The organism is Putridiphycobacter roseus, assembly GCF_003234935.1.
Lineage (GTDB): Bacteria > Bacteroidota > Bacteroidia > Flavobacteriales_D > Crocinitomicaceae > Putridiphycobacter > Putridiphycobacter roseus.
On record NZ_QKSB01000001.1, the window covers coordinates 778,111 to 798,840 of the forward strand.

Consider the following 20,730-nt stretch of genomic DNA (forward strand, 5'->3'; position numbering starts at 1 on the left):
CCGTTAATACAAATTGCGAAACCCGTTTATGAATTAGCATCAAAAAAAAGATTAATAACCCCTAGTTTTAACCGATTTCAAGTAAATCTGGGGGATCTGAAAACCCATTTTAGAGTAGGATAATTTAAACTTTTTAACATGAAAAAAATATTATTGTCAATTTTAAGTTGCATGTTCGTTTTAAGTGCCATTGGACAAAACCTTTCAGATAAAAACTGGATTTTTGGAAGGACTGATGGAAGTAATACAACCAACATTAATCTTGATTTTTACTCAGGATCAGGCAATTCTTTGTACACCCAACCACTACCATTAAGCATGTCTCCCGCACCAAGTGCTATATCTAGTTCTAATGGATTTGAAAGCTGGGCGGTAGCATCCGATCCTAATACAGGGCAGTTAATATTTTACACTGATGGGAATGAGGTTTTTGACGCAACTCATAATAATATTACACCTACTACACCTGCGTATGGTCTTGGAGCGAGCCCTTCTTCAGCCCAACCTGTGGTAACTTGTGTAATGCCAATTTGTCCATTTAACAAGTACTATGTTTTTTCTAATCCAACAGGAAAAGATCCAGCAGGAACCACCTCAGGACCTGTTACGTATAGAATATATGACAATTCAACGGCCACTCCGAGCTTTTCCCCTACTACAAGCTTACCTGGATTATACTCAAATACTGCTGTTGGTGAAGGGATGGTAATAATTCCACATGGTAATGATCCTTATACTTTTTTTTTAGTAACAAGACTTTTAAATCCAATCAACAATATTGATGGCTTATCTGGAAACTCTCAATATGTAGTTTACCAAATTGATCCTGCGGGCGTAACCTATTTAAATGTATATGATTTTGGCCCAGGTATCGGTTTAGATAATACAGGAGCATCACCAATAATGAACATGTCTTTTAATGGAAATGCTAATTCAAACCCATCAATTGATAAAGTGGCTTTTACAGCTTCAAGAAGAAGTGCGACCTCAGGAGATTCACGAGATACCAATTATGTATTTACATGTGAATTTAATAATACAACAGGCCAATTTCTAACAGCTACTGACTTCTTAGTAGATGCTTTTGATGGAGAAATTTTATATGATTGCGAGTTTTCCCCAACTGGTGATTTTTTATACTATGCGTCTTACTTCAATAGTAACTTATACCAATTTCAATTTTCCTCAGGACTAAAATATCAGGTGGCTGGTTTCGGACCCTTGAGAGCTGGAGGTTTAAAACTTGCACCAGATGGATATATTTATCATATTAAAGATGCAGGATTAATAGGAAATAATGGGACTGTTCAAATAGGTAGAATTACTAATCCTGATGTTGCTTTAACTGCATCTACAACAACAGGAACTCCTGACCCAATCTATGATAATGTAAATATTATATCGACAGCTAACACATTTGCAACAAATTTTCCAGAATTTTTAACAACACCCCAATGGAGTGCTGTGGTAGACGTTGCAGGTAGTGATACGATTTGTCAAGGAGAATCAACCGATTTACTTGCGACAATTGATGCAATGGGAATAGGTGTAACAAGCTATAGCTGGTATTATAGCTCAGATGGTACTAACTATAATTTAATTCCAGGCAGTGGTGCTAGTAATGTTGTAAACCAACCCGGTCAATATTATATTTTAGTTAATTTAGAAGGTAGTTGTAACATTACTTCAATTCCAATTACTATTTACGAAAGTGAGGATTGTTGTGCTGCAGCAGATGATCCTTTATTTACCACAATCACTAATAATGTGACAACCAACACATATTGGGATGGGAAAATCTATATTCCTAACAACACGATAATCACTGTGAACAATTCAGTATTAGACATTACTACTGCAGATGTAGTTTTTGGGTCGTGTTCAGGTATTGATTTTATTAATGGTGCTGAATTAAGAGCTAATAATTCAGTTTTCAGACCATGCTCAATCAATGATACTTGGAGAGGGCTAAAATTCTTTGGCTCTACAATTAACGCCCATCAAATAAATGAAAATACTTTTAAAAATGCTGAAATAGCCATTAATTTAGAAGGCAAAGATGAATTGAACAACCAGATAACTGCTCAGATTAATTCGAATACTTTTTCTAATTGTAATGAAGGAATATATATTAATCAATCAATTTATCATGGAACGATTTATGGAAATAATTTCATCACTAACAATTCATTTCCAAATTATTTCAATTGTTACGAATCTACAAATCCAAATAATGTAATTAATATCCATGCTAACAGTTTTTTTAACGCGGAATTAAGAATAGTACCAATAGAGATTAGTCAAAATTCAATGTCAAATAATTCATTGGAAACTGCTTTAATTGTGTCCGGTATTGATTTATTGAATACATCAACAAATGTCAGTAGTAACAAATTGACTAACATGACAGATGCTATAACAATTCAAAGTCCCATAGGTCTGGTAAATATAGAAAATAACATGTTAGAACTTAACAATGCATATTCAACGAGTTCCAACAACACTTCACAAATATCTATATTTAATTCACAATCGTCAACTGTACGTATTAGTGGCAATAAATTAAACAATGGCGATAACATTAAAAGCTATATAAGAACTGCCATTTTTACTGATGGATCAAGTAATATCAATATTTTTAATAATGCCATTGATGGATTTGACATTGGAATCTATGCAAATCAATCTGGAGGTTTAAATATATCAGATAATTATTTAACAAACATATCCAATTTCGGCATTAACACGAATTTAAATGAAGAGTCTACAAATTTTATTACCTGCAATGATATTACAATGAGAGTTGATTTAGGTAGTGGGATTTCTGTGGAACAAGGGAACTCCTCAACACAAATAACCTCGAATTGCATAAAAGATAGTCATCTTGGAATCGAATTAAAAGGAAATAGTACAATACCAATCGTAAGCAACAATTTCATTTATAACTATCAGATTGGAATATTAAATAATGGCCACACAGGCAGTATAGGTACTGCTTCCAATCCAGGTATGAATACTTTATGGAGCAATAGAAACAACTCTACCGATATTAGCAGTCCTTTAACTACATTAAACATTGCTAATAATTTTGGCGTGTTTAATATTTTTGGAAATATTATCACGACTCAAAATAACCCGTATCATTCAACTGCCTCTTGTGCATTTCAAATTGCTGGATATGATAATCAAGGTAATTTAAACACAAACTTTGCATGTAGGAACGACGCTATATTTTTAGAAGCATTTGAAGAAGAAAATGGAGAGTTAAAGCTACCATCTTTAAATAAATTCTTGACTTATCTCGAACATAATGAAAATAAGTTTGAAATAATTAATGCCGCGACAAATATCGAAGGAATTAATAAAAGTTATTTGGAAGAGGTGCTAAACTACTTTAATTTAAAACAAGCCGATCTAAATTCAATTTGGTATAACTACTATAAACATAACGAGAGTTACGAACAAGCCTTAGTTAGGCTAAATAACCTAAATGACTCACATTATAAACAAGTTGAAAGATTGAATTTAAAAATTCTGAATGATATCACATTGAATGAATCAGATCTAAAAACCTTGGAAAAACTAATAAACGAAAGTAACAATTCCAATGCTAATTATAATTTAGCCGTTTCAATTGCAAAATCTACTGCTATTCCTAGTGTATATAAATACAATTTTCCAATTTCTGAAGCACCAATAATAGATCAATCTAAAACAATTCAAATCCAAAAAGATATGATCTTGTTAAGTGCTTTCCCTAATCCTTCTGAAGATCAGATAACTTTAGAAATTTTGAATGGCTCAGAAAGTACTTACCAGACAATTACTATTTATAATATAGATGGTAAAATAGTACATCAAGAGAATATTTCATTCACCTCAGGTAGAAAAACTTTAAATATTGAGCATTTTGCTTCAGGAACATATTTTATGTCTTTAAATTCTGAAGGGGAAATTTCTGGTAAATTAAAATTTATTAAATTATAATTTAATATCCCACTTTTTATTCAAAGCTGCCATTCAAAAAATGGCAGCTTTTTTATTTTATAACCTGTTGAAAAGTCTGATTCATTTAAATTGGAAAAGCAACGGGCTGTGCCTACCTTCGTTTACTTGTAATAAAACAGAAACTTAGTGGCTAAAACAATCAAAAAAGTGGCAGAAACGCCTTTAATGAAACAGTATAACCAAATCAAGGGTAAATACCCTGATGCTATGTTATTGTTTCGCGTCGGAGATTTTTATGAAACCTTCCGTGAAGATGCTGTACAAGCTGCAAAGATTTTAGGCATTGTATTGACCAAAAGGAAAAATGGAACTGCTGCTGAAATTGCTTTGGCTGGTTTTCCACATCATTCTTTAGACACTTACTTACCCAAATTGGTACGTGCAGGATTGCGGGTTGCAATTTGTGATCAGTTAGAAGATCCAAAAATGACCAAATCGATTGTTAAACGTGGTGTAACTGAATTAGTAACACCAGGCGTATCTTACAACGATAAAGTCTTAGAAGGAAAAAAGAATAATTTCTTAGCAGCCATCCACTTTACTAAAAATAATTTGGGCGTTTCTTTTTTAGATGTTTCTACCGGTGAATTTTTAGTCGCCGAAGGACAATATGAATACATTGATAAACTCATTCAAGGATTTCAACCCAGCGAAATTTTATACGAAAAAAGTAAAAAAGCCACCTATACTGAAAAGTTTAACGACAAGGCTTACACCTATAAATTAGACGATTGGGTTTTTACCCAAGACTATGCCCAAGAAACATTATTGAACCATTTTGAAGTAAAGTCTTTAAAGGGGTTTGGTATTGAGAATATGCATTCTGGCATTATAGCAGCCAGCGCAATTTTGCACTATCTAGGCGAAACAGCTCACGATAAAGTTGGACATATCAAAAACATTTCTCGAATAGAAGAAGACAAATACGTTTGGCTAGACCGATTTACGGTAAGGAATCTAGAATTACTCTACTCTCCACATGAAAACGCCACCACTTTAATCGATATTTTAGACCAGACCATTACCCCTCCTGGGAGTAGAATGTTAAGAAGGTGGATGATATTACCTTTAAAGTCTCAGTCGCGTATTAACGAAAGACTAGACATAGTGGACACCTTTTTAAAGGATGAACAATTTACCGAAAACATTAAATTTAATTTAAATGAGGTCGGTGACTTAGAAAGAATCATTTCCAAAGTAGCCACTACGAGAATTAACCCCAAAGAAGTAGTACAGCTTAAACGCGCACTAACCGCTATTGAACCCATCAAGGAAACTTGTGCAAATATAGGTTCAGCACCACTTAAATTACTGGCTGACAACTTAAATCCTTGCAATGCATTGAGAGAGCGCATTGAAAATGAAATGCAAGAAGACCCTGCTATCGCAGTTGGAAAAGGTAAAATAATTGCCGACGGGTTCAATGCTGAACTAGATGAATACAGGAGTTTATTGTATTCTGGAAAAACATACTTAGAAGATTTAAAAAATAGGGAAAGCGAAAGAACCGGTATCACCAGTTTAAAAATCGATTTCAACAATGTATTTGGGTATTATATTGAAGTACGAAATTCGCATAAGGACAAGGTGCCAGAAGAGTGGATTCGCAAGCAAACCTTGGTGAATGCAGAACGCTACATTACGGAAGAATTAAAAACATACGAGACCAAAATATTCTCAGCACAAGATAAAATTCAAGCTTTAGAATCTCGTCTTTTTAATGACTTGGTATTGGCCATGGCCGATTATATTTCTACGGTTCAACAGAATGCAGCCTTGTTAGCTAAGCTCGATTGTTTGTATGCCTTTTCATTGACTGCTCAAAAAAATAATTACGTCAAGCCCGAAGTGAACGACGGTTTGGCCATTGATATCAAAGCGGGACGACACCCAGTGATTGAAAAACAATTACCCATTGGTGAAGCCTTTATTGCAAATGATGTTTACCTCAACAACGAGGACCAACAAATCATCATGATTACGGGTCCAAACATGTCTGGTAAATCCGCCCTACTCCGTCAAACTGCTATCATTGTGCTGATGGCTCAAATGGGCTCCTACGTGCCTGCTGATGAAGCGAAAATTGGATGGGTCGATAAGATATTTACCCGTGTAGGTGCTTCTGATAATATCTCTTCTGGAGAATCTACTTTTATGGTAGAAATGAATGAGACAGCGAGTATCTTAAATAACTTATCCAACAGAAGTCTTATTATTTTAGATGAAATTGGCAGGGGTACCAGTACTTATGATGGTATTTCAATCGCATGGTCCATTACGGAATATTTGCACGAAAATGGCAAGGCGCAACCCAAGACTTTATTTGCAACGCATTATCATGAATTAAATGAAATGACCAATGTTTTTAACCGCATTAAAAACTACAATGTTTCGGTGAAGGAGTTACAAAACAAAATCATCTTTATGCGAAAATTAGTCCCAGGAGGGTCGGCACATAGTTTTGGTATTCACGTTGCAAAAATGGCAGGAATGCCACAACAAGTGCTAGACAAAGCCAATACGGTACTTAAAAAATTAGAACAATCTCATTCTGGTGATATACAAAAAGAAGTAAAAGAATTGGTGGCGGACGAGAATATGCAACTCAGCTTTTTTCAACTTGATGATCCCGTTTTAATGCAAATTAAAGAACAAATCGAAGCGATAGATATCAATACACTTACTCCTGTGGAAGCTTTAATGAAGTTAAATGACATTAAAAAATATGTGGGAGCGAAGTAAGTTACGCCTTTTTTGGCAGACAAGACCTTTGATTTCAATATTGATTTTAGGACTGTTTTTTAGACTCTTAGCAGTGGTTTTCTCCAGTGGTTTTGCCATGCAGGACGATCATTTTTTAATCATAGAAACTCCTTGGGCATGGTCGCATGGATATGCGTACAATAATTGGCTGCCTTGGGATCAAGATACAGCAATACCAAAAGCACAGGGGCATAGTTTATTTTATCCAACATTACATTATCTCTATTTTGAGACATGCAATTTTTTAGGTGTTGAAAATCCTAAATTACAAATGTTAGGTGTCCGATTGCTTCACGGTCTATTGTCTTTATTAATTGTTTTATTTAGTTATAAAATCACTTTAAAATTATCCAATCAAAAGGTCGCAAATGTTGTTGGTATTAGTTTGGCTTTAAGTTGGGCAATGCCGTTTTTCGGGGTTCGAAATCTTGTAGAAATGGTTTGTATACCTCCCTTACTTTATGGCCTTTGGCTATTGATAAAAAGGGACTTTAAAGCCAATTGGAAAATATACTTGTTGGCAGGTTTTTGGTTTGGTATTGCATTTTCTGTCCGTCTACAATTGGCCGTATTTTATGTCGCATTTGGTTTTTGTTTATTATTGCTAAAGCAATGGAAAGGAAGTATTGCCTTGTTTTTTGGCTTCCTTATCGGGGCTTTTTTAAGCCAAGGTATTATCGACTGGTATTTATGGGGCTACCCTTTTGCCGAATTAATAGAATACATTAACTATAACAGTAGCGACGCCATGTTCGATTATGGCGGTACTTGGCAATGGTATAAGTACATCATAGTCTTGACTTTTTTCTCCATCCCCATTGTAGGTTTGTTTTGGTTATTTGGGACAATTACAGTAGCTAAAAAGTACTTTTACCTATTTATTCCTTTACTTATCTTCACTTTATTCCATACCATGTACCCCAATCAACAAGAAAGATTCATTTTTCCAATGATTCCAATTTTTGTAATCCTAGGTGCTATAGGTTGGAACAATTATCGCAGTAAAAGTGTTTTTTGGCATAAAAAACCAAAAATATGGCCTTGGATATTTGGCATTTCTTTCACCTTAAATCTTATACTATTAATCGCTGCTTCAACTTATGCCACTAAACAAGCAAAAGTGAATTCTGCCTATTATTTTTATGAAAAGCAAAAAAACACCCCATTGGTCATTATGCAAGAAGACTCCTTTGGCTCCGACCGATTTTATGAAGGAAGTTGTGCATTATTCACCAAGTTTTACACAGGTAATGGCCAAATTTATAGCTTTACAATCAATAGCCTAGCGGAAAGAAAGGCTTGGGAAAAAAATGGTAAAAATCCAGATTTCATTTTACTTAACGGTGGACTTCGTCTTGACCAAAGATTAGATTATTTCTTTCAGTTTTATCCGCAAATGGAAATTAGAGCCCTATATGAATCAAGTGCTATTGACCAATTTCTACATTATATGAATCCAAAAAATAAAAATGAAATGGTGACCGTGGTAAAAACAAATTTTAAACCCAATTAATTTGATTTTACCTCTCCTCCCCAACCACCAAACCATACTTTAAACATAATTAAGATTACCATAATATCACATTGACAATAATTCTTATCTTTGTCAAGTGCTGAAGTTAAAACAATTATGGTCTTTCTTTTTCTTACTGGTTTATTCCGTAAGTTTTGGTCATGCCATTATTCCTTCTCATAAACATTTAAATTCAGACGGAACACACCCGCCAACCCATTGTGAAACTGAATCGGATAAAGATCATGATCACATTGTACACGATAATCATGTAGACGAAGGAATTGTTGATTTTTTAGGTTGCTTAATAGAAAACTTACACAATAATTTACCCGAAAAGCACCATACCTGTCACGAAACTTATACCCTAAATACTCAAATTTTTAAAAAGGTAACTCAATCACAACATGTATCCATAATACCTTCTGTATTTCAATTGGTACCTATTTCAGTTGAAAAAGAAACCATCAGCACGGATGCTATCCAATTGGTAGAAGAAGTCACTTCCCCCTTGCCCAAACTCAGAGGGCCCCCAACGCAATAATTTTATCGAAGTTATTGGTCAATGTGTACCAATATTTATTTGTAAATAACTGTACGTCTTTAATTTGACTTACACTCTAATTTATTTCAAATGTTAAATAAAATTATTCATTTTAGTATTAAAAACAAATTCATTATTGGTTTGTTTACACTGGGACTCATAGTTTTGGGAATTTACTCCGCTACCAGATTACCCATTGATGCCTTGCCTGACATTACAAATAATCAGGTTCAAATTATTACTACCTCACCTACTTTAGCCACCGAAGAGGTAGAGAAATATATTACTTTTCCAATCGAACGGGCCGTTAAGTCTGTCCCCAACATTGTGGAGCTACGCTCTGTCAGTCGATTTGGATTGAGTTTGGTGACAGTAGTATTTAGCGAGGAAACCGATATTTATTGGGCGAGAACTCAAATAAATGAACGGCTCAAAGAAGCAGAGTCCATCATTCCAGCTGCTTTTGGTCGACCTGAATTGGCACCTGTTTCCACTGGATTGGGTGAAATTTACCAATACTGTGTAGAGGCAAAGCCCGGTTTCGAAGATGAATTCAACATCATGGAATTGCGCTCGATTCAAGACTGGATGATCGCCCCACAAATTTTGGGTACAAAAGGCGTGGCTGAGGTCAATACCTTAGGCGGTGTATTAAAAGAATACGAAGTAGCTGTTGAGCCCGACAAGTTAAAAAGCATGGACGTTACCATGTCAGATATTTTTGAAGCCCTTAAAAAAAACAATGAAAATACCGGTGGCGCTTATATCGATAAAAAACCAAACGCCTATTATATCCGTGGTATTGGGATGATTAATTCTTTAGAAGAAATCAAGAAAATTGTTATTAAGGTGGACAATAATATTCCCAAATTAATTAGAGATGTAGCGGAAGTGCGTTACGGAAAAGCCATACGTTATGGCGCCACTACCAAAAATGGAAAAGGGGAAGTTGTAAGTGGCATGGTCATGATGTTAAAAGGTGAAAACTCTGCTGAAGTAGTAGGATTGGTTAAGGAGAAGGTCGCAGAAATTCAAAAAACATTACCAGAAGGGGTTATCATTACACCATTTTTAGATCGATCGAAATTGGTGGAGAAAGCCATTGGAACGGTTGAAAAAAACTTAATTGAAGGTGCCCTGATTGTCATCTTTATCCTGGTATTATTAATCGGTAATTGGCGTGCTGGACTCATAGTCGCTTCCGTAATTCCCTTGGCTTTATTATTTGCAATTAGTATGATGCGCTTGTTTGGTGTAAGCGGTAACTTAATGAGTTTAGGGGCGATTGATTTTGGTTTGATTGTCGACGGGGCAGTGATTATTGTCGAGGCCATCATTCACCGGATTTACAACAAAAAGAACCAAAACAAAGTACTTACCCAAACTGAAATGGATGCCAATGTTTTTGAAGCTTCTTCCAAAATTAGGTCCAGTGCTGCCTTCGGCGAAATCATTATTTTAATCGTGTACTTACCCATCTTAGCCTTAGTAGGTATTGAAGGAAAAATGTTTGCCCCTATGGCGCAGACCGTAAGTTTTGCCATTTTAGGTGCCTTTATTTTATCATTGACTTACGTTCCTATGATTTCGTCTCTTTTCCTGAGCAAGAAGATTGTTCAAAAGGAGACTTTCTCAGATAAAATCATTGCATTTTTAAATAAAAGATACCAATTCTTACTCAACCATGCCTTGAAAGCAAAAGGTTTAGTCCTGGCAGCCTCATTGTTAATATTTATCTTCTCCATTTTTACTTTCAACAGAATGGGAGGAGAATTTATTCCGAATTTAGAAGAGGGAGACATTGCCACGCACATTATAATCCCTCCTGGAAGCTCCTTAGAGCAAGAAATTGATGCTACTACCCTAGCCCAAAAATTATTACTCGAAAACTTTCCAGAAATTGAACAGGCGGTGGCAAAAATTGGTAGTGCCGAAGTTCCAACTGATCCTATGCCCATGGAAGTGGCGGACATGATGATCATCATGAAAGATAAAAAAGAATGGACGACCGCTAAAACACAAGCAGAAATGGTGGATAAAATGGAGCATGTATTGGACCAAATCCCAGGGATGACTACTGAATTTTCACAGCCCATTCAAATGCGTTTTAACGAGTTGATGACCGGTATCAGAAGTGATGTTGGGGTAAAAATATTTGGAGAAGACTTGGCCATGCTCGAAGGTATGGGTAACCAAGCTGTAACTATTATTCAAGCGGTGCAAGGAGTACAAGATGCCCGACTGGAAACCGTATCTGGACTCCCCCAATTAAAAGTAGATTACGACAAGGATAAACTGGCCTTGTACGGCTTAAATGTAAGCGACCTAAACGAGGCCATTCAAATGGGATTTGCAGGAAAAATTGCAGGCGTAATATACGAAGGCGAACAAAGGTTTAACTTGGTGGTACGATTGAAAAATGAAAGCAGAAACGACATCAATGATTTAAAAAATATGTTCATTAGTCTGCCAAACGGATTCCAAATTCCATTGGAACAAGTCGCCAATATTCACCTAGAAAATGGACCTTCTCAAATTTCTCGTGAAGAGGGAAAAAGAAGAATTATCATTGGCTTTAATGTACGAGATCGGGATGTGCAATCAGTAGTTGAAGAAATTCAATCGAAGTTGAATGCGCAAATTGCTTTGCCACCAGGATATTTTATTAAATATGCAGGACAGTTTCAAAGTTTAGTCACAGCCAATAAAAGGTTAGCCATTGCGCTACCCATTGCCTTGGCACTGATTTTTGTCCTTTTGTATTTCACGTTTAAAAATGTGGGACAATCACTCTTAATATTTACAGCCATTCCATTATCCGCAATTGGCGGTGTATTCGCCCTTTACTTGCGTGACATGCCTTTTAGTATTTCGGCAGGAGTTGGCTTTATTGCTTTGTTTGGTGTCGCCGTTTTAAATGGTATTGTACTGATCAGTTATTTTAATCAACTAAAAGCAGAAGGAATGACAAATATTATAGACAGAATTAAAGAGGGTACCAAAGTTCGTTTGAGACCTGTTTTGATGACAGCCGGTGTAGCTTCTCTTGGGTTTTTACCCATGGCTTTGAGCACTAGTGCAGGAGCTGAAGTACAAAAACCATTGGCTACCGTAGTCATTGGTGGCTTGATTACAGCCACTTTTTTAACCTTGATTTTACTGCCAATTCTATATTATTATTTAGAAACGTTCACTGGAAAATTAAATCGTGGAAAAACGACTTTAATGTTGTTATTTATGTTCTTTTTTGCAGCCAATGGATTTAGTCAAACGAAAACTTTGAGTCTGGAACAGGCTATTAAAATTGGCTTGGCGAACAACCAGCAACTGAAGATTGCGAATATGAATGTGACCTTAAACACCCAACAAAAAAAGGCTGCATTTGAAATGCCCAACACCAAGATTACGGGTTCTTTTGGTCAATTAAACACATTTGCGTTCGACCAACAGTACAGTGTGACACAAGGCATCAATCCAGTTTTAATTGCTGCAAAAAAACAGCTGTACGCCCAACACGAAGCGGTAAGCATGAGTGCAGTGGAATTGGAAAAACAGACCCTTATTTTAAACATTCGAACGGCATGGACTGATCTGCTCTATCTTAAAAACTTGCAAAAGGAATACATTGCACAAGACAGTTTATACCGCAAATTTGCCAGCATGGCTGCCTTAAAATATGAAGTGGGAGAAGGAAACGTTTTAGAGAAAACTTCAGCCGAAACTTGGCAGTTAGAATTTGAACAGACCATTTTTCACCTCAACACCGCCATCCAAAATCAAGTGTTAAAAATTCAGTTGCTATTAAATTTAAAAAGTAATTTTTTGCCTTTAGAAACTGAATTGACCAATGAACAATATTTGGTAGAAGAAGATTCAACTCGCATTCAAAACAATCCACTTTTAGAAAAAGCAGGAAAAGAATATGAATTGGCCTTATCGAATGCAAAATTGAAAAAAGCCGCTATTTTTCCTCAAATCGAATTGGGTTATTTTGTGCAGTCCATCAAAGGACCGCAAGATAAAGATGGACAGTCAGTTTACTACAATGGCAGTCCTCAATTTCACGGTTTTAGTATTGGTTTGGCTATTCCTATTTTTTCTACAGCAGAAAGAACACGATACCGCATGGCAAAAACAGCTATCGATATCCAAGAAACAAACAATGATTATTTGTATCAGCAATTGTCGAATCAATTGCGTATTCAAATTCAAGAATGGGTCAATTTCCAATTACAATTGGCCTTTTATCAAAATGCCGCTTTGCCCAATGCCGAACTAATTTTAGAAAAGGCACAAAAAGCATATGCCGCGGGAGACATTGCTTATGTGGAATATGGACAAGCGCTAAACACTAGCTTTACAGTCCAGAAAAATTACCTAGACCTGTTGCAAAAGAGCAATAACAGCTTACATGGTATCAAATATTTAATTAACGAATAATACCTTTAAAATGAAAAATAATAAATTAATAATCGGGGCATTGGTCGGTATAGTACTGGCTATTTTGATCTATTTCATCTTTTTTCGAACAGAAATAACAGTTAAACATGATGATCACGAAGGACATGACCATGCAGCTGAATCGCACGAAGCATCTACTGAGAAAGAAGTTACTTTAAGTGCCGCTCAATTTGATTTGATAAAAATTGAAATGGGTGACTTTGTGCAAAAAAACATGAGTGATGTATTGAGCGTAAATGGGTATACCAAATTACCTCCCCACAACCAAGCAGCTGTTTCTTCTCCAATCAGTGGATTGATTAATAGCATTAAAGTAATTGAAGGTCAATATGTGAAAAAGGGACAATTATTGGGGACCATTGAAAGTTTGGAAATTGCCAAAATGCAAGAGGCGTACCTATCGAGTAAAAGTAAGGTGACTTATTTAAAATTAGAATTTGACAGACAAGAAAAATTGCAAGCTGAAAATGTAAATGCTCAAAAAGTATTTCAAAAAGTTCAGTCGGACTTAGCCATTGAAGAGGCCAAGTACAATTCCTTGAAGCAACAATTAAACATGTTGAATATTAATCCCAATTCACCTGTGAGCACTCGCCTACCCATTCTTTCTCCAATTACAGGAAATATCACAGAAGTAAACATTAAAATTGGCTCTTCAGTTGCCCCAGGAAACGAATTGTTTTCAATTGTTGACAATGATGAAATGCACATTGATTTAATGGTGTACGAAAAAGATTTGGGGAAGGTTGAAAAGGGACAACACGTGCGTTTTGTATTGACCAACCAATCGAATACTGAAATTAACGGGACCATTTTTAATGTTGGAAAATCCTTTGAAAATGAAACGAAAACGGTAGCCGTTCACGCCGACATTGACGAAACTGAAGTCCAATTAATACCGGGCATGTACATCAATGCTTTAATTGATATTGGATCGGAAAAAGTGAACACTTTACCGGCTTCAGCCATTATTGATGATGTGGGTAGAAAATTTATTTATGTCTTAGAAGGTAAAGGAGAATTACAAAATGGACACGGACATGAAACGACTACAAATTCTGACCATCATCCACAACACAAAACAAATGCGAAAAGTCATGCAGCACATGGAACAGAAACTTCTCATCACGATCATGAACATGCACCAACTTCAAAAGCTGGTCATCATGTTGGACACGATACCAAAGCAACCACTGACCATGGTCACGACCATACAAAAAGCGATTATGTTTTTAGAAGAGTAGAAGTGAAAATTGGAGCGGAGCAATTGGGTTCAGTTGGGGTAACGCCTATTGGAATGATTGGTGCTGATGAAAAAATTGTCATCCAAGGCGCCTACTATTTACAAAGTCACCTTCAAAAATCTGAAGGTGGCGGTGGACATTCACATTAAGGTTTTAAATATTCGAACATGCCGACAAAGCTGTTCTCGATAAAATTTTAATTCAAACGCTCGTTTTCATTAAAACCACTCGAACTGACAGGACAAGTAATTTGTCAGTTCGAGTGATTTGTTTGCAATACCTAAGTATTGCAAACAAATTGTATCGAGAACCATTAAGAAGGGTGAACTCACTTGAAGACAATTTTCCTAACCCTACCAAATCCTAAAATCCAACTCCAAATTCTGCAACCTTGAATTGGGTACTTGTTTACCGTGGGACAAGGCTTTTACTTTTTCTATGGTATAGGTCTGTAATTCGGTTAAGTAAATTTCTCCATCCTTATTTAAATCAGCATAGCCTTCCTTGAGTCCACTGAGTAAACAATAAGAAAATAAACCATTTTTCCATTCATCACTTTCCAAGGCAAACTCAGCACCACCTGCGCTTGAAATTACGGTTGCACCTGTTCCTCTTCTCAAATCATTAAACAATTCGTTCATGGCTTTACTCGGACTTGCAGAAGCATTTGTTTCAGCCACTGCAACACCTGCCGAACGGAAACTGACATCATTGATTTCAGCATCCTCTTCTTCCGCAAAAAACACCTCATCTTTTTCTACTTCACCACTGTGACAAGTATCCATGATCAGTATCTTCTTTTTCGCCTTAATTTCATCCAATAGACTTTCTAAATCTTCATAGGCCATTCCTTTTAATTTTGGATTATTAAATACCATGGGATGAGTGGCAAAATAATAATCAAAATTTTGGTCTAACACCCCGTGACCCGCCACAAAAACTATAACAATATCGTTGATTTTGGCTTGACTTAAAAAAGTTTTTAATGCCAATACATTTTCAGTATTCACCATCTCGTCCGTCAATGTTTTTGTATTTACTGATTGATACATTCCATTTTTATTGGTCTTAAAAAGAGCATCTAAATCTTGGGCATCCTTCGCTGCATAATTTAAATTATATTGAGCGTCCGCATACTTTGATGTACCAATAGTCACCATATAAATACTCGGTTTTTCCGCTTCTTGCACACTTTCCACAAACATAGTTTCTAACAAGCTTTCTACTCCATTTTTATTTCTACAAGCCACTTGAATTTTATTGGTACCTGACACCAATTCTATTTTTACAATGGCGGTGGATTTTGTTTTTCCACCCAGTACTTTACCTGTTTTACCATAAAGTGGTACATTGTTTACCCAAATATTGTATGATTGAAGTCCCAATTGATCGTCCATGCTAATATTCAATGAAACCGTATTGCTATTTACAATCGCTTGTAAACTCGATTTATTGGTCACTTTGGTATTCGGTACCTTGGAAAAGTCTGCTGACGCTTTTGGGTTTATCCCCAGTTTGGCAATTCTTTTTTCATAAGCCCTTTCATATAAATTAATCAAAGCTGCATCATCACATTCTAATTTTTTTAACACCAAATCTGGACGGTTATAGATGGCGTCAAATTGTTCAAATGGGTATGCCTTATTACCAATTCTAAAAGTCACCAATTTATACCCTTCCTTGTTGACTTTATAATAATTATCATACGTTTTAATGATGGAGTTTTCTCCATTACTTACCAACATGATATCTTCTTCGCCAGTTGCAGGATCTAAAATAAAAAACTGTCCGTTAGTTAAAGTCACCCCAATTTTTCCATTCGATTTTGACGCCACATTGGTAACCATATATGGTTTTAGACGAATACTCTTTACCACTTTTTTGGTATTTACATTTTCAAAATAAAGGAAATCGTTTTCAATGGCCGCAATATAATCGCAAGGCTTACTAATTGGCAAAGCATGCCCTTTGATAGTGGCAGCATTATCGGCAAATAAATCAAAGGCTTTGGTATTATAAACCTTTAATCCAGCCATAGTATTGATGATAAATGAGTTTCCGTCTTTAGAAAAATTGACAAATGGTCCTTGGGTATAGCCTAAATTTCCTGGCAAAAAGTTTTCAAAAACCTGTGTCCATGTACCTACCCGCCAAACATAAGTTTTACTGGTGTTAAAACAAACTGCCAAGTACTTTCCATCTGGCGAAAATGTAGCCGACTGTGCTTCATATAAATACTTTAATCCTTGGCTAGGCGCAGGTGTCGATAATTTTTTGACAAATTCACCAGTGGTCAAATTAATGATAGAAACAGCAGAGTCTCCCGAACCTAAAACAGCCATATAAGCATCATCCTTATCGGTTACTATTTCGTTGATGTTTGGCTGATAAGCAAACAAGGTTTTCATGGCTTCTGGTTTTCTTCCTTGCATATCGTATTGCCGAATTTCGTCATGTCTTAATTTTGTGAAAAGATATTTTCCTGTTTGGCCATATAAGAGTAAATCCTTTTCAATGGTCGATCTTTTTAAAACAGTACTAGCCATTGAACGCATATCCGAATCTCTGGTCAATGCACCCAAATCACCATTTGCGACCATTCTAGCTTTGTCTAAAAATTTTGCTCCTTTTTTTAATGTAATATTTTTTTGTCTTGGTGGTATTTCTCTTTTTGCATCTGGCAATTTAAAGTTACCAAACAATGAGGCCGTATTTAAATCCCAAAAACTGAGCATATTTTCATCTCCCAGCAGGACTAATTTATTTTCGGAGGGATGAAAATCAAAGGTATAAACAGGGTTTACTTCCCCTTTTAAATCTTGAAAGTATACCCCTCTTTTTAAATCCCACAACTTTACTACCGAAACTCCTTTTCGTCCTTTAATACTTTGTACATAACTGCTACCTGAACTGGCCAAGATAGTTCCATCTGGCGAAATTTTTACCGCTGAAATGGGTGCGTTATCGTCTTCCGAATTCCCTTTAAAGGATTGTAATTCTTTTCCTTCAAAATTAAATAATTTAATGGTTCTACTGGCGTTTGTAATGGCAAAAAGCTTATTTTTAACATCAATATCATAGGCATTAATCAACAAACTCCCGGTTTTTTGTTGTTTACTTTCTTCGAGACTTTCTAGGTTTAAAAAATTTATCTTTCCTTCAACACCTACCGTAATAATTTGCTTAGAATTTGGATCAAAATCGAAACCTAAAATAGAGATTGGATGTACCTTTTTCTTGATTAAAAGTGCTTTGCTTTTCGTATCAAAAATAGATAAATTACCTCCTGATTGCGTAAATCCAACATATTGTTGAAATCGCTTTAGCTTTAGGATACTTCCATCACTTAAATACGTTTCACTTGGCTTTGAAATATCATTTGCATTCCAGGTAACCATAGATCCATCTTCATGACCAGAATAAAAAGTCCCGTTTTCAATCCGAGTCAAATCATTTACCACAGCAATGGTCGTTACAGAATCAGCAATTTCCCATTGCAGAACATCCCATATAATGACTTTTTTATCCGCACCGCCACTAATTATTTTTGTACCTTCTTCATTGAACTGAATTGCATTTACCGACGCTTGATGCCCCGATAAAGTGCCAATTATTTTTCCACTGACAATATCCCAAACCTTAATGTCATGGTCTCCTTTTCCACCAACAGCCAACAAGGCCCCGTCTGGACTGTAAGCCATGACTGAAATGACACCATTTGACTTTTGCTGTGTGATGACTTCTATGTCTTGTGCTTGAATATTCGATACTATCAACGATAGAAATGAAATTAAAAATATCCTTAAAATGCCCATAAATCTGTGATTATACCTAACAAAAATACAATTTTTAAACTTAAAGTCTAACATTTTCAACAGAATGCCAAAAGAAAAGGCTTCTAATATAAAGCCGTGCTAATCTAAAAGTATTTCTGTAAATTTGTACCATGGAAATGCCAATAGTAAATAAAATAGAAAAGGCGAATATTCAACAAATTGATTTAATCGATTTTGTTGCGAAATCTCCCATTTTAATTTTCGACTTAAAACCAGGGTTGTGGCAAGAAATGGTCATCAAAGAAAAAGAATTCAGGACTTTTGTTAAAGAAATCAACTGGGAAGAATTTAAAGGAAAAACGGTAGGTATTACCTGTTCCGTAGATGCTATTATTCCGGCTTGGGCTTTCATGTTAGTGAGTGTAGCATTGAAAAAGGTGGATGCCAATATTTATTACGGAAGCCAAAAAGAAGTGGAAGCCGAATTGTTTTTTGACAACTTAAAAAACATGGACTTGACGGATTTGAAAGACCAAAGAGTAATGGTAAAAGGATGTTCTAATATTCCAAATCCGACCAAAGCATATATTGAACTCACCAATTTATTGGTACCACATGTAAAAAGTTTAATGTTTGGAGAGCCATGTTCAGCAGTACCAGTCTTCAAAAATAAATAAATCGTAACCTTAATGGGTAAATTCGTTATCTGACTTACCTTATTTATTTTATGCAGCATTTTTTTACTTGTATTCTTGTTTTCAGTACTTTTTTAAGTTTCAGTCAAAGTGAAAAAATTACACAAATTTTAAAACAAGAGCGGGAACAAATTGAAAGAGTAGAAACCATTCAGTCAGACAAAATCACCTATATCTCATCTGATTTTGCAGGCGCAAAGATTAAGACCATTAACCTAAGGGACAAGGTTAAAAAATTAGAAGTCCTCAAAGTATATTATGTTTATACTGCTTACAAACGCAGTCAAAACTTTGATCAATTTGGTTTAGACCAACAACGTTTCAATCAACTCAGTGCTGCTTACCCAGAATTGTTTGAATCAAATCAAATTGAATGGGAAATACTAGAACAAACTAAATTAAACGATTATACCAAGGGCGATAATTACTTTCACGGCTTTATAATCGTCCACCGACCATTGCTTACCGAAACCAATAGAACAAAAGAAATTCAATTGATCAATCAGTATTTCGATCACCCAAACGAGCCCCTGCCTTTTGAAGACGAAGATCCTATTGCAGCTACTTTAAATATAAAAGAATCAACGGATGTGAAAACCGAACACAAAGGCGAAACAGTTACAGCAGCTTTTCAAGGAGGCGATCAAGCTTTATTCGAGCACATCCAAAGAAACTTAACCACCCCTGCAGATGTATGGCAGGATCGCAAAGATATTTGGGTGAAATTTGATTTAAGCATTGCACAAAATGGTGAAGTTGGAAAAATTGATTTCAAGGAAAAGTATAGCAAAGAAGTTCAAAACGCCATAGCATCTGCTGTCTCAAAAATGCCCAAGTGGGAACCCAAAACATTAAATGAATTCCCAGTTAAAGATACCGTGCAATTTGAGTGGCGGGTAAGTTATTCACCAACCGTTAAAGGCTTGTATTTGAAAAATGGAAAAGCACCTGTTTTAGACCATACTACCAATAGCATTGCAGGCGCGTCTGGCAACAAAGAAACAGTCAGCCCATTATTTATACAAGAATCACCTGTTTTTAAAGCATTTGATTCTATTTCAATCCCTGGAAAAATGGCCTTGGTGATGGACGTGACCGGTAGTATGCAAAACAATATTGTATCCGTTTGTTATTGGTTAAAGCAACACGAAAACAACCTACCATTTAGCAGTTTTACCGCCTTTAATGACGGTGATGGAATGAAAGACAATTTAAAGGAAATTGGTAGCACAAAAGGCATTTATTATACCGGGTTTTACGCCGAATACCCCGAAATCATCAAAACCGCCATGCTCAATGGCAACGGTGGCGATTTCCCAGAAAATGACATAGAATCAATTTTACACGCTGTGCACAAAGACCATCAAGCGACAGCAGTATTATTAATTGCTGATAACATGTCGGAAATCAAAGATATTGAACTGCTCAAACAAATTGACCTACCTGTTTCAATATTACCTTGTGGACTTACTTTTTCTATTCAACAACATTACCTTGATTTGGCTTACCAAACCGGAGGTAAAATTTATTACGCAAACCAAGTAATCGACCTAAGTCAAATTAAAAAAGGGGACACATTTCAAATCAAAAAAGCCACCTATTTATTCAACGGAAAAACCTTTGAGATAAAAAAATAGCAATTTCTTATATACTTGAAGTATATACATAAAGATTTAAACCCATTAAAAATACGATTTACAATACCGTTTTACAATACATTTTACTT

9 protein-coding genes are annotated in these 20,730 nt (G+C 35.7%); 8 read left to right on the forward strand and 1 reads right to left on the reverse strand.

Annotation, left to right across the window (positions count from 1 at the left end; all coding sequences use genetic code 11):
* Positions 1-138 precede the first annotated feature (138 nt).
* The 6 genes from DNU06_RS03310 (at position 139) to DNU06_RS03335 (ending at position 14,682) form a co-directional block, all read left to right on the forward strand.
* A complete protein-coding gene (locus DNU06_RS03310; protein WP_111061774.1) occupies positions 139-3,987 on the forward strand; it encodes a T9SS type A sorting domain-containing protein in 3,849 nt (1,282 codons plus the stop codon).
* A gap of 147 nt (positions 3,988-4,134) precedes the next feature.
* Positions 4,135-6,750, forward strand: a complete 2,616-nt coding sequence (gene mutS, locus DNU06_RS03315; RefSeq protein WP_233502934.1) for a DNA mismatch repair protein MutS — start codon at positions 4,135-4,137, stop codon at positions 6,748-6,750.
* Positions 6,719-8,284, forward strand: coding sequence for a glycosyltransferase family 39 protein (locus DNU06_RS03320; RefSeq protein WP_111061775.1), 1,566 nt, complete (start codon positions 6,719-6,721; stop codon positions 8,282-8,284). The genes mutS and DNU06_RS03320 overlap by 32 nt, the downstream gene beginning before the upstream one ends.
* Positions 8,285-8,381: 97 nt before the next feature.
* Positions 8,382-8,828 carry a hypothetical protein gene (locus DNU06_RS03325; RefSeq protein ID WP_111061776.1) on the forward strand — a complete coding sequence of 149 codons (447 nt, stop codon included), beginning with the start codon at positions 8,382-8,384 and terminating at the stop codon, positions 8,826-8,828.
* A 90-nt stretch (positions 8,829-8,918) separates the two neighbouring features.
* Complete coding sequence (locus DNU06_RS03330) at positions 8,919-13,268, forward strand: CusA/CzcA family heavy metal efflux RND transporter (protein WP_111061777.1); 4,350 nt, start codon at positions 8,919-8,921, stop codon at positions 13,266-13,268.
* A 10-nt stretch (positions 13,269-13,278) separates the two neighbouring features.
* Positions 13,279-14,682 carry an efflux RND transporter periplasmic adaptor subunit gene (locus tag DNU06_RS03335; protein ID WP_111061778.1) on the forward strand — a complete coding sequence of 468 codons (1,404 nt, stop codon included), beginning with the start codon at positions 13,279-13,281 and terminating at the stop codon, positions 14,680-14,682.
* A gap of 204 nt (positions 14,683-14,886) precedes the next feature.
* Here DNU06_RS03335 and DNU06_RS03340 read toward each other — a convergent pair whose 3' ends face one another.
* Positions 14,887-18,348: a WD40 domain-containing protein gene (locus tag DNU06_RS03340; RefSeq protein ID WP_158526806.1), complete on the reverse strand. Its 3,462-nt coding sequence runs from the start codon at positions 18,346-18,348 to the stop codon at positions 14,887-14,889.
* A gap of 131 nt (positions 18,349-18,479) precedes the next feature.
* Between DNU06_RS03340 and DNU06_RS03345 the strand changes: the two genes are divergently transcribed.
* Positions 18,480-18,986, forward strand: coding sequence for a DUF2480 family protein (locus tag DNU06_RS03345; protein WP_111061780.1), 507 nt, complete (start codon positions 18,480-18,482; stop codon positions 18,984-18,986).
* Between the two features lie 50 nt (positions 18,987-19,036).
* Entirely contained in the window at positions 19,037-20,641 is a 1,605-nt protein-coding gene (locus DNU06_RS03350; protein WP_111061781.1) for a hypothetical protein, read from the forward strand.
* The last annotated feature ends 89 nt before the right edge of the window (positions 20,642-20,730 follow it).

Excerpts from the sequence above, each read along its gene's own strand:
- DNU06_RS03310 (WP_111061774.1), top strand. The coding sequence starts at position 139 with ATGAAAAAAATATTATTGTCAATTTTAAGTTGCATGTTCGTTTTAAGT.
- DNU06_RS03320 (WP_111061775.1), top strand. The coding sequence starts at position 6,719 with ATGACATTAAAAAATATGTGGGAGCGAAGTAAGTTACGCCTTTTTTGG.
- DNU06_RS03330 (WP_111061777.1), top strand. The coding sequence starts at position 8,919 with ATGTTAAATAAAATTATTCATTTTAGTATTAAAAACAAATTCATTATT.
- DNU06_RS03335 (WP_111061778.1), top strand. The coding sequence starts at position 13,279 with ATGAAAAATAATAAATTAATAATCGGGGCATTGGTCGGTATAGTACTG.
- DNU06_RS03340 (WP_158526806.1), bottom strand. The coding sequence starts at position 18,348 with ATGGGCATTTTAAGGATATTTTTAATTTCATTTCTATCGTTGATAGTA.
- DNU06_RS03345 (WP_111061780.1), top strand. The coding sequence starts at position 18,480 with ATGGAAATGCCAATAGTAAATAAAATAGAAAAGGCGAATATTCAACAA.
- DNU06_RS03350 (WP_111061781.1), top strand. The coding sequence starts at position 19,037 with ATGCAGCATTTTTTTACTTGTATTCTTGTTTTCAGTACTTTTTTAAGT.